Raw genomic sequence first — 11,917 nt, forward strand, 5'->3', positions numbered from 1 at the left:
AACTGGGAGGTGTAGAGATAGATGGTTAAATATACGTTAAAAAGAGTATTATATATGCTTATAACGTTATTCATCATTGCTTCGGTTACGTTTGTTCTTATGAAATTCTTGCCTGGTACGCCTTACCGTAATCAGGAGAAACTATCTGACGAACAAATTCACATGATGAATGAAAAGTATGGACTAAATGATTCAATTCCAGTCCAATACTTAAATTATATGACAGGTTTGGTAAAAGGAGATCTTGGTGTTTCCTTCCAACTTGATAATAGACCAGTGTCTGAGATTTTAGGTGCACTGATTGGTCCATCTGTCCAATTAGCACTTGAGGCAATGGTTTTTGGTGTTATCTTTGGTATTTTACTTGGGGTCGTAGCGGCCATGTATCAAAATAGGTGGCCGGATTATACGAGTACATTTATAGCAATATTAGGTAAATCAGTTCCATCATTTGTATTTGCGACTGTGTTGCAATACTGGTTAGGAGCTAAATTACAAATTTTCCCAGTGGCAGGTTGGGGTTCGTTTGCAGATACAATTTTGCCAGCGTTCGCACTTGCTATGTTCCCACTTGCAACAGCAGCTCGTTTTATGAGAACAGAATTAATCGATGTATTTGCATCTGATTATGTTCTACTTGCAAAAGCAAAAGGGAATAGCAGAACTGAAGTAGCAGTAAAACATGCGATTCGTAATGCACTTATTCCTTTAATTACTGTTTTAGGACCATTATCGGTTGCACTGATGACTGGTTCCCTTGTTATTGAAAACATCTATAGTATCCCAGGTATCGGAAGTCAGTTCGTTTCTTCTATTCAAATGAATGACTATCCAGTAATTATGGGAACTACATTATTATTTGCTGCTATGCTTGTATTTGTTATCTTGGTAGTAGATATTCTTTACGGATTGATTGATCCACGAATCCGTGTGTCTGGAGGTAGAAAATAATGGCAGAACATAAAATTGCAAAAGAAAGATTCCAGCCAGCACACATCCTTGATGCAGAAGCGGAAAAAATTAATCGTCCAAGTTTAACATTTATGCAAGATTCTTGGCTTCGTATTCGTAAAAATAAAGCGGCTTTAGTTTCACTTATTGTATTAGCCCTTGTTATTATCATGGCGATTGTTGGCCCTTATTTATCACAAAATCTAGGACCAAAAAATGATATTAATAGACAAATTACTGAAAATGCAAGTCTTCCACCGAAAGTTCAAGGATTTGAAAATATGCCATTTTGGAATGGTCATCAATCCATTGGTGGAGAAGACGTTGATATTTATAAACAAAATAACATTAAAGAGGGTACTTACTACTGGTTAGGTAGTGATACACTCGGACGTGACCAATTTGCTCGTATTTGGGCTGGTACACGTGTATCACTTATTATTGCTGTTGTTGCAGCACTATGTGATTTAATCATTGGTGTAACTTACGGATTGATTTCCGGTTATGTTGGTGGTCGAGTAGATAACGTTATGCAACGTATTCTAGAAGTTATTGGTGCAATTCCAAACTTAGTTGTTGTTATCTTAATGATGCTGATACTTGATCCAGGGATTGTTTCCATTATCATAGCAATTGCCATGACCAGTTGGATAACGATGGCTCGGGTAGTCAGGGGACAAGTCTTAAAACTTAAAAACCAAGAATTTGTTATGGCTTCCATGACTCTAGGAGAATCTACTCCGAAAATTCTTGTAAAACACTTAATACCAAATATTTCTGGGATTATTATCATTAACATTATGTTTAGTATTCCTAGTGCGATTTTCTTTGAAGCCTTCCTAAGCTTTATTGGGTTAGGTCTTCCAGCGCCAGCAGCATCTCTTGGTGTCTTGGTAAATGATGGATATAAAACATTACAAGTATTACCGTATATGATTCTTTATCCATGTATTGTACTTTGTATCATCATGATTGCATTTAACTTAATTGCAGATGGCTTGCGTGATGCCTTTGATCCTAAAATGCGCGATTAAAAGAGAGGTGAGGAAAAATGGAAAAGCTATTAGAAGTTAAAGATTTAAATATTTCATTCCACACATATGCCGGAGAAGTTAAGGCGATTCGTGGAGTTAATTTTGACTTATATAAAGGGGAAACCTTAGCGATTGTTGGCGAATCTGGTTCTGGTAAATCAGTAACGACAAAATCGATTATGCGTTTACTTCCAGAAGGTAACTCAGAAATTAAAAGTGGCCAAATTTTATTTAACGGAATGGATATCGCTAAAGCTCACGAAAAACAAATGCAAAAAATTCGTGGGAAAGATATAGCTATGATTTTCCAAGATCCAATGACATCCTTGAATCCAACGATGACAATTGGAAAACAAATTTCTGAACCACTTATTAAACACCAAAAAATTAGTAAACATGAAGCTCATAAAACAGCTCTTCGTTTACTTCAATTAGTTGGTATTGCAAATGCAGAAGAAAGAATTAAACAATATCCTCACCAATTTTCTGGTGGGATGCGTCAACGGGTTGTTATCGCGATTTCACTTGCATGTAACCCGCAAATTCTAATTGCTGATGAACCAACAACAGCATTAGACGTTACAATCCAAGCGCAAATTTTGGATTTAATGAAAGACTTACAGAAAAAAATTGATACATCGATTATCTTCATTACCCATGACCTTGGCGTGGTTGCGAATGTTGCAGACCGTGTTGCTGTTATGTATGGTGGTAAAATTGTAGAAATCGGTACAGTCGATGAAATTTTCTATAATCCACAACATCCTTATACATGGGGATTAATTAGTTCTATGCCTACTTTGGATACAGACGATGAAGAATTATTTGTTATTCCAGGTACGCCACCAGACTTACTTCATCCTCCAAAAGGGGACGCATTTGCTGCGCGTAATAAATACGCAATGCAAATTGACCTTGAAGAAGAGCCACCACTATTTAAGGTGTCAGATACACATTATGCGGCTACATGGTTGCTTCATCCTGATGCACCTGAAGTAACGCCTCCTGATGCTGTATTACGTCGCCAAGAACAGTTTGCGGAACTTCATCCTGGCATGCAAGCTGTCCATGCGAAAGGGGTAGAAGTAGAATGACTGAACAAAAAGAAAAATTATTAGAGATTCATAATCTAAAGCAATACTTTAACAAAGGTACTGCAAGCGAAGTACGTGCTGTTGATGATATTTCTTTTGATATTTATAAAGGTGAAACACTTGGTTTAGTAGGTGAATCTGGTTGTGGTAAATCTACAACTGGACGTACGATTATTCGTTTGTATGATGCAACTGGTGGAGAAGTTATTTATAACGGTAAAGATGTGCATGCACGTAAAAGCCGTAAAGAAATGCTTGAATTCCGTCGTAAAATGCAAATGATTTTCCAAGATCCATATGCGTCTTTAAATCCGCGTATGAAAGTTAAAGATATCATTGCTGAAGGTATTCGTATTCATGGCCTTGCTAAAACGCCTGAAGAAACGAACCAACAAGTATATGAGCTACTTGAAACAGTTGGACTAAGCAAAGAACATGCAGGTCGTTACCCACATGAATTTTCCGGTGGTCAACGTCAACGTATCGGTATTGCTCGTGCGCTTGCAGTTCAACCAGAATTTATTATTGCCGATGAGCCTATTTCTGCACTGGATGTATCTATCCAAGCACAAGTAGTTAACTTATTACGTCAATTACAAAAAGAAAAAAATCTAACTTACCTATTCATTGCCCACGATTTATCAATGGTTAAATACATTAGTGATCGTATTGGCGTAATGTACTTCGGTAAATTAGTAGAGCTAGCGCCTGCAAATGATTTATATCATGCACCGCTACATCCTTATACTGAGTCACTCTTATCCGCTATTCCACTGCCAGATCCAAATTATGAACGTACTCGTGTGCGTAAAGCATATGATCCAACTATCCATAATTACAAAGATGGCGATGAAATTAAAATGCGCGAAATTGCTCCTGGACACTTTGTTTATTGTTCAGAAGAAGAAGAAGTTATGTATAAAGAAAAGCATGCTAAACTAACTGCTGAAGCTGCTGTTAAGTAAAAATAAAAACATCAATCAGGGTAAAATCTGATTGGTGTTTTTTTACAAAATTAAAATTCTCATGAAATTCTCATAAAAAAGCTGTTTTTTTCATGTGATTTTAGTTTAAACAAGTTATAGTAGGGGTATCATATACATAACGGCTTGCTAACAATGGTTTTACATATTTGGAAAGAAAAATTTTAAAATTAGTATATAGAATTTCACAAAATTAGTGTATAATGAAGTGTAAGTTCTTTAATGAATTTTCCAAATAGAGATATTGCTAGAATTTCGTTATATGAATGAAACAATACCCGATAAGGAGTGTGAATGTCTAATGGTAACGTTATACACTTCACCTAGTTGCACATCTTGCCGAAAAGCTCGTGCATGGTTGGAAGAACATGATATCCCTTATAAGGAAAGAAACATTTTTTCTGAACCACTTAGTTTGGATGAAATTAAAGAAATTCTTCGTATGACTGAGGATGGTACAGATGAAATTATCTCCACTCGTTCAAAAACTTTCCAAAAATTGAACGTGGATTTAGATAGTCTTCCTTTGCAACAACTATTTGAATTAATCCAGAAAAATCCTGGCTTATTAAGACGTCCTATCATTATTGATGAAAAACGTTTGCAAGTTGGGTACAATGAAGATGAAATTCGCCGTTTCTTACCGCGCCGTGTACGTACGTATCAACTACGTGAAGCGCAAAAAATGGTTAACTAAGATTGATAAAAGTGGTTGCCGAGAATTCCATTCAATTGGATTCTTGGCACTTTTTTTGTAATTTAAGTAATTGTTCTTGAATTTTTTTCGTTTTTCAGCTAAGATAATAATCCACCAAGGAAAAATGGTGGTACTATTTTGTAATATGAGCTACAATGAATTTAACCAATTAAGTTTCACCCTTCATTGTCAATGACTAAGAAGGAAGGGAGAGTGTGACGATGGAAATTGAACGAATTAATGAGGATACTATCAAGTTTTATATCTCTTATCTGGATTTGGAAGAGCGTGGTTTTAATCAAGAAGATGTTTGGTATGACCGCGAGAAAAGTGAAGAACTTTTCTGGGATATGATGGATGAGCTGAAATATGAAGAAGAGTTCTCTCCTGAAGGTCCGCTCTGGATACAAGTCCAAGCCTTAAAACATGGCTTAGAAGTATTCGTAACAAAAGCTACAATTGGTGGAAAAGGCGAGGACGGTTTTGACGTCACGCTTAGCTCCCCAGATGAGCTTGCAGAAGAAAAAATCGAAAAACTACTCGAAGAAAACTTCAATCCAGTGAAGAAAGAATCACTTGGAGAAGATGATACGCTAGAGTTTATTTTAGAGTTCCGTGATTTTGAAGATCTCATTTCACTTTCACGTGCAACAGGACTGGAAAATTTAGTAACTAAGCTATATTCGTATCAAGGGAAGTATTATTTGAACGTAGAATTTCCTGAGAATAAGTATGATGAATCTAACATTGACAATGCCGTTAGTATTTTGCTTGAGTACGGTTTAGAGTCGAATTTAACTGGTTATATGCTAGCTGAATACGGAAAAGTAATCTTTGACGTTCCTGCATTAAAGCAAGTAAGAAAATATTTCTAAAACTTTATTTAGAGGACCCATTTGAGTTGGAAAATCAACCAAATGGGTCTTTTTTGCGATTTTAAAAATAAAGCAGGAATAAAGCTGTAAGATGTCGAATATTAGTATTAAAGAGCTAATAGGAGAGTGATATTTATTTTTACAGCTAAGAACAACAATGGAGATACTTTTACTATTACAAAGATGAATGTAGAGCGAATCAAGCAAGAAGAAAGATTGTTTTGTAAATCATGTGATAGTCCTGTAATGATAAAAGCCGGCGAGATTAAAATACCGCATTTCGCTCATGAGAAGGCGACTAAGTGTGCATTTGCTTCTGAAGGAGAGAGTGAGGAGCATTTATTAGCTAAGAGGCAAATTATGGCTTGGTTTGGCTTTCAAGGCATTCCTGTTGAATTAGAGCATTATTTTCCTGCAATTAGCCGGCAAGCGGATATTTATGTGAGTGATGCTATTGTAATCGAATTTCAAAGATCATCGGTCCCAATTAGTGAAATGATTCAGCGGACGATGGACTACTTATCAATTGGCTTAGAAGTTCATTGGATACTCGGTCAGACAATAAAAAAAGAAAAAGGACGTATTAGTCTCACTATTTTTCAACAAGCGTTTATTCAATTTGAGCAGAAGTTGGGTTATCATTTTTGGCATTATTCTGCAAGCGATAAGGTAACTACTCTTTATTATCATCTGACATTTGAAAAAGGTAATCGCTTTTTTGCTAGTGAGATGAAATTTTCTAGCAAAGCACCGATGAATGAATGGAAGCAGAAAATAGCTCGAATTATTACACGCCATGCATATGTAAAGCGAGATAGAGAATTAGAAAGACAGAAAATATGCTTTTACTACGCGAAGTTCAAAAAACATGGACAATTCATGCAAAAATTATATAGTGCAGGTTATTATTTGCATTATTTACCGAAAGAAATTGGTGTGGATTTAGAAGAACAATTTTTAGTCATGACTCCTGCTGTAGAATGGCAATTCGATTTATGGGAAACGTTTTTTAATATGTTGGAAAAAGGCGATACTTTTAGTGAAGAATGTTTTTTAGAGAAGTTTCGATCAGTAGTAACACAAATAATGACAATTTGGCTTTCTCCAAATGAATGCTTGAAATTAGGAAAATCATATATTGCTTACTTAATAAGCGTAGGAGTATTATCAGTAGTGCCAGAAAAACGATACCGAGTGAAGCGAGTTATGACTTTTTCTGGTAATCGCGTGAGTCGGGTGTAAACATCTGTTTTGCATTTTTAGTTATTTTGGCTCATAATAAAAACAAAATGACTATGGTTGGGGGTTTTTATATTGAGTAAAACGAATGCATTACCTTTAAGAGAAGAAGTACCAGAAAATTTAACTTGGGATTTGACTACTATTTATCCAAATGATGAGGCTTGGGAAAAAGCCTTTACAGAATTACAAAAAATCACAGAAGAAAGCGATCAATTTAAAGGTCGTCTAGCGGAAAGTAGCCAAACGCTTTATGAAGCACTACAATTTCGTGATAAAGCTTATGATTTAATTAGTAATTTATATGTTTATGCTCATTTGAAAATGGACCAGGATACAGCTAATGCGAAATACCAAGGATTACATAGTCGGGCAGGAAGTTTAGTTACAAAACTAATGTCTGCATTATCTTATTATGATCCTGAAATTTTAGCGATGGATGAGAGTGTTTTAAAACAATTTTTAAATGAAAATAAAGATTTGCAACTATATGCACACTTATTAGAGGAATTAAACTTAAGCCGACCTTATATTTTAAGTGAAAAAGAAGAGGCATTATTAGCGAATGCTGGCGAAGTTTTGGGTAGTTCTTCTAATACGTTTAACACATTAAATAATGCGGACATGAAGTTCCCTACAATTAAAGATGAAAATGGCGAAGAGATTGAAATCACGCATGGTCGTTATGGTAAGTTGTTAGAAAGTAATGACCCGCGTGTTCGTAAAGACGCGTTTCTTGGTGTGTATTCTGTTTATGAAGGATTAAAGAATACCTTAGCATCTACTTTAAACGGGCAAGTGAAAAAATCTAATTTTTATGCTTCTACACGTGGATATAAGTCCGCTCGTGAGGCAGCACTTTCAGGAAATCATATTCCGGAGACAGTTTATGACTCTTTATTAAAATCAGTAAACAATAATGCTAGTTTACTTCATCGCTATGTAAAATTACGTAAAGAATTGCTTGGATTAGAAGAACTTCATATGTATGATCTTTATACACCGCTTTCTGATGATGTTAATTTGGAATTCACTTATGAGGAAGCAAAAGAGATTGTCCTTGAAGCCTTGAAGCCACTTGGGGATGAATATCAATCGATTTTAAAAGAAGCTTTTGATAGCCGCTGGATTGATGTGATGGAAAATAAAGGTAAACGAAGCGGGGCATACTCTTCTGGTTCATATAGCACAAATCCATATATTTTATTGAATTGGCAAGATAATATTAATAATGTTTATACGCTAGCTCATGAACTTGGACATAGTGTTCACAGTTACTATACAAGGAAGAATCAACCATTTGTTTATGGAGATTATTCGATTTTCTTAGCAGAAGTTGCTTCTACGACTAATGAGAATTTACTGACGGACTATCTTTTGAAAAAATATGATGATCCGAAAGTACGCGCTTATTTGTTAAATCATTATTTAGATGGATTTAAAGGAACTGTATTCCGTCAAACGCAATTTGCTGAGTTTGAGCATGCTATTCATCAAGCAGATCAAGAAGGAGTTGCTTTAACAGCTGATTATTTAACAGAAACTTACTTTGATATTAATAAGAAATATTATGGTGATGCAATTGTTTATGATGCTGAAATTGGTTATGAATGGTCTCGTATTCCACATTTTTACATGAACTATTATGTTTTCCAATATGCGACTGGGTTTTCGGCAGCATCAGCTTTAAGTGCGAAAATTTTAACTGAAGGTCAAGAGGCGGTAACAGCTTATATTGACTTTTTGAAAGCAGGAAGTTCTGATTATCCAATTGATGTGTTGAAAAAAGCAGGTGTCGATATGGCAACACCGAACCCTGTGGATGACGCGTTAAAAGTTTTTGAACAAAGATTAGATGAATTAGAAAAACTAGTCAAATAATACATTGTGAAAATTACTAAAAAAAGACACGGTTGCAGATGATATGCATCGTGTCTTTTTTTATGTTTTTGGGTAGTAGAAGCGTTCGAGTGGTAGGATAAAGAATAAGTATAAAAAACGATATGTGAACTATTGAATTATGTAAGGTTATATGGTATATTATAACCGTGAAATAAATCACAAACAAATACCCCCTTTATTTGATTGTGTGAATTTCTCCTTTTGATTGCGCTGTAAGGAGCCGTGGCATTTAGCTACGGCTTTTTACGTTATTTATGTTTACTAACTTAGAATTAAAGGAGGATTAAAAATGGAATTTGAAGATGAAAAGTTGTTACGAGAAGTCCTTCTTTTTGCTAGAAGTGTAGATACAAAAATTAATGATATGTCGCTTGAAGTGATTGATTTTGGGGATCTTCGCAATTATACAAAGAATGAAGTATTACTTACACTGTACTGGTTGGAAGAAAATGGATATTTAACGAGAAACAACAATATTACAGAAAAAAGATATACAATAACTTTAAAAGGTGAATTGTTATATGAACATTTTCTCAAGATAAGTGAGAATGAGTAGAACAGTAAATATTTATTAATCCGTGGACAAACGTTGCCATCCATGGATTTTTTTGTTGTGAAGGCTGTTGAAAAATAAAATGTGGTTGACAATGATAATCATTATCAATTAAAATGATAGTTGACGTATGAATTTTACATAATCTTTTACTCCACAAATGTCTGTGGGGGTTTTTTATAAATAGATGTTTTTTAATAAAGAAGGGAGAGTTAAGAGTGAAAAAAGTATTAGCCTTAGTTGCTTTTGTAGTTTTGTTTAGTTTTTCTTTTCTTTCAGCTGGTGTAACGGCACAAGCTGCTCTTAAAGACGGAACTTATTCGGTTGATTATACAGTGCTTCAAGGGGATAGTGATTCAGTATCAATGGCGAATGACTATTTTGACAAGCCTGCAACAGTGACAGTAAATGGAGGGAAATCTACTGTTAGTTTGCAAGTAAATCATAGTAAGTGGATTACTGGTCTGTGGGTTGAGGGAAATGCGGTTAGTGTAACTTCAAAAAACACAGCGAGTGATACTAGAAAAGTGTCATTCCCAGTATCAACTTTGAGTAGTCCTGTTAATGCAAAAATTAAAGTGGATATTGATGATGACGGGTTAAATTATCATCATGAATATCAAATCCAGTTACGTTTTGATGAAGGGGCAGTTAAATCATCGGGTGCAGCTGTGAAATCTTCAGATAATAATGGTACAACAACGCCAGCAACTACAAGTGATTCAAATAATAAAGTAGCAAATCCAAAGTCTAGTGATTCTAGCAAAATGTTTTTATATGGAATTATTTTTGTGGCAGCGGGGACAGGGTTAGTTTTACTTAAAAGACGTGCGATTTTTAAATAAAGGGGGATTATTATGAAGAAATTATGGAAAAAAGGTTTAGTAGCATTTTTAGCTTTGACACTTATTTTTCAATTGATACCTGGATTTGCCAGTGCGGCTGATTCTCGTTTAAAAGATGGCGGGGAGTATCAGGTTCAAGTGAATTTTTATAAAGATAACACTGGTAAGACAACGAAAGAATCTTCAGAAGCGGATAAATATATTGACCATACTGCTACAATTAAAGTTGAAAATGATCAACCATATATGTACTTAACTATTACAAACAGTAACTATTGGCAAACAATGGCGGTTTCAAAAGATGGAACTCGTCCTGCAAAACCAGCACAAGCAGAAGTTTATCAAGATAGCTACCAAGATGTTCAAACTGTTAGTACGGATGCAGCGAATAATACACGTGTAGAGAAATTCAAGCTTAGTTCTTTAGATGATATTATTTATTCTTATATGCACATTAAAGTAGATGCAATTAGTTACGATCATTGGTATCAAGTGGACTTAACAATTGATCCGAGTACGTTCAAAGTTATTTCTGAACCGGCTGTTACTACACCGGTAACTCTGGCAGATGGAATTTATACGATTCCGTTTGTAGCGAAAAAAGCAAATGATGACAGTAATTCAAGTATGCAAAATTATTTTGATAATCCTGCATGGTTGAAAGTGAAAAATGGTAAGAAAACTGTTGCAATGACAGTTAATGATAATAAAACAGTAACAGCTTTAAAAACACAAATTTCTGGAGCTTTGCAAGATGTAAAAGTGGTTTCAGAAGATAAAGACGCTAACACACGAATTGTTGAATTTGAAGTGGAGGACTTAAATCAACCACTTGCGGCTCATGTAAATTATGAAGCACCATTCAATGGTTCTGTATATAAAGGGCAAGCTGATTTCCGATATGTTTTTGATACAACGAAAGCACAAGCGGCGAGTTCTTACCCGGGTAGTGATGTAACACCTCCAGTAGATCCAGGTGAAACAAATCCACCAGTAACGAAACCAGACCCAGATCCAGGCACTACTAATCCTCCAGTGACAACACCGCCTACGACACCAAGCAAACCAGTAGTAGTTGACCCTAAAAATTTACTAAACAATCATACGTACTCGATAGATTTTGATGTTTTTAAAGATGGAACTAATGAAACTTCCATGATGGAAAGTTACGTGATGAAACCAGCTATAATCAAAGTAGAAAATAATCAACCATATGTTTATTTAACTTTAACAAATAGTAGTTGGATTAAGACTTTCCAGTATAAACAAAATGGCGTTTGGAAGGATATGGAAGTTGTTTCTGGTGATATTAACAAAAATACCAGAACTGTAAAATATCCTGTGAAAGATGGTACGGCTAATACGGATGTAAAAACGCATGTATTAATTGAAAATATGCCAGGTTTCTCTTATGACCATGAATATACTGTTCAAGTTAAATTAGATCCTGCATCAATCAAAGATATTACAGGGAAGGATGTAACGTTACAAGAACCTGTGAAAAATGATGACCTGAATACTAGCAATTTAGCGAATAATAATAATGCTGGACCAAAATTAGCAAAACCAGATTTTGATGATACAAATTCAGTTCAAAAAACAGCGACAACAAATAACAAAGCTGAAAAAAATGCGAAAACTAGTGATTCATCGAGTATGGCATGGTACATTACATTATTTGGAGCTTCCTTCCTTTATTTAGCATATCGATTAAAACGTAAAAGATTGAGTTAATAAAACTGGT

11 protein-coding genes are annotated in these 11,917 nt (G+C 35.0%); all 11 read left to right on the plus strand.

The window, feature by feature from the left end:
* Positions 1-21 precede the first annotated feature (21 nt).
* The 11 genes from opp3b (at position 22) to OC533_RS11980 (ending at position 11,907) form a co-directional block, all read left to right on the plus strand.
* Positions 22-951: an oligopeptide ABC transporter permease gene (gene opp3b, locus OC533_RS11930; protein WP_003763520.1), complete on the plus strand. Its 930-nt coding sequence runs from the start codon at positions 22-24 to the stop codon at positions 949-951.
* The gene (gene opp3C, locus OC533_RS11935; RefSeq protein ID WP_003763518.1) at positions 951-1,985 is read left to right on the plus strand and encodes an oligopeptide ABC transporter permease; all 1,035 of its coding nucleotides are present in this window, start codon (positions 951-953) and stop codon (positions 1,983-1,985) included. The genes opp3b and opp3C overlap by 1 nt, the downstream gene beginning before the upstream one ends.
* 17 nt (positions 1,986-2,002) lie before the next feature.
* Positions 2,003-3,079: an ABC transporter ATP-binding protein gene (locus tag OC533_RS11940; RefSeq protein WP_003722316.1), complete on the plus strand. Its 1,077-nt coding sequence runs from the start codon at positions 2,003-2,005 to the stop codon at positions 3,077-3,079.
* Positions 3,076-4,044 (plus strand): ABC transporter ATP-binding protein, encoded by a 969-nt coding sequence (locus OC533_RS11945; RefSeq protein ID WP_003763514.1) that lies wholly within the window; start codon positions 3,076-3,078, stop codon positions 4,042-4,044. Before OC533_RS11940 ends, OC533_RS11945 begins: the two co-directional genes overlap by 4 nt.
* Before the next feature lie 319 nt (positions 4,045-4,363).
* A complete protein-coding gene (spxA, locus tag OC533_RS11950; protein WP_003720569.1) occupies positions 4,364-4,759 on the plus strand; it encodes a transcriptional regulator SpxA in 396 nt (131 codons plus the stop codon).
* 221 nt (positions 4,760-4,980) lie between these two features.
* Entirely contained in the window at positions 4,981-5,634 is a 654-nt protein-coding gene (gene mecA / locus OC533_RS11955; protein WP_003763512.1) for an adaptor protein MecA, read from the plus strand.
* A gap of 126 nt (positions 5,635-5,760) precedes the next feature.
* Positions 5,761-6,876: a competence protein CoiA gene (locus tag OC533_RS11960; RefSeq protein ID WP_194323576.1), complete on the plus strand. Its 1,116-nt coding sequence runs from the start codon at positions 5,761-5,763 to the stop codon at positions 6,874-6,876.
* A 72-nt stretch (positions 6,877-6,948) separates the two neighbouring features.
* Positions 6,949-8,754, plus strand: a complete 1,806-nt coding sequence (gene pepF, locus OC533_RS11965; protein ID WP_010991115.1) for an oligoendopeptidase F — start codon at positions 6,949-6,951, stop codon at positions 8,752-8,754.
* 310 nt (positions 8,755-9,064) lie between these two features.
* Complete coding sequence (locus tag OC533_RS11970; protein WP_010991114.1) at positions 9,065-9,331, plus strand: DUF3116 family protein; 267 nt, start codon at positions 9,065-9,067, stop codon at positions 9,329-9,331.
* Positions 9,332-9,546: 215 nt separating this feature from the next.
* Entirely contained in the window at positions 9,547-10,173 is a 627-nt protein-coding gene (gene isdC / locus OC533_RS11975) for a heme uptake protein IsdC (protein ID WP_003763505.1), read from the plus strand.
* Between the two features lie 12 nt (positions 10,174-10,185).
* Entirely contained in the window at positions 10,186-11,907 is a 1,722-nt protein-coding gene (locus OC533_RS11980; protein WP_194323577.1) for an NEAT domain-containing protein, read from the plus strand.
* The last annotated feature ends 10 nt before the right edge of the window (positions 11,908-11,917 follow it).

The sequence above is a fragment of the Listeria sp. Marseille-Q6474 genome, assembly GCF_946902005.1.
In the GTDB taxonomy this organism is placed as follows: Bacteria; Bacillota; Bacilli; order Lactobacillales; family Listeriaceae; genus Listeria; species Listeria innocua.

What these genes read in the sequence shown, in the direction of transcription:
- opp3b (WP_003763520.1), top strand. Translation starts at nt 22, where the DNA reads ATGGTTAAATATACGTTAAAAAGAGTATTATATATGCTTATAACGTTA.
- opp3C (WP_003763518.1), top strand. Translation starts at nt 951, where the DNA reads ATGGCAGAACATAAAATTGCAAAAGAAAGATTCCAGCCAGCACACATC.
- OC533_RS11940 (WP_003722316.1), top strand. Translation starts at nt 2,003, where the DNA reads ATGGAAAAGCTATTAGAAGTTAAAGATTTAAATATTTCATTCCACACA.
- OC533_RS11945 (WP_003763514.1), top strand. Translation starts at nt 3,076, where the DNA reads ATGACTGAACAAAAAGAAAAATTATTAGAGATTCATAATCTAAAGCAA.
- spxA (WP_003720569.1), top strand. Translation starts at nt 4,364, where the DNA reads ATGGTAACGTTATACACTTCACCTAGTTGCACATCTTGCCGAAAAGCT.
- mecA (WP_003763512.1), top strand. Translation starts at nt 4,981, where the DNA reads ATGGAAATTGAACGAATTAATGAGGATACTATCAAGTTTTATATCTCT.
- OC533_RS11970 (WP_010991114.1), top strand. Translation starts at nt 9,065, where the DNA reads ATGGAATTTGAAGATGAAAAGTTGTTACGAGAAGTCCTTCTTTTTGCT.
- OC533_RS11980 (WP_194323577.1), top strand. Translation starts at nt 10,186, where the DNA reads ATGAAGAAATTATGGAAAAAAGGTTTAGTAGCATTTTTAGCTTTGACA.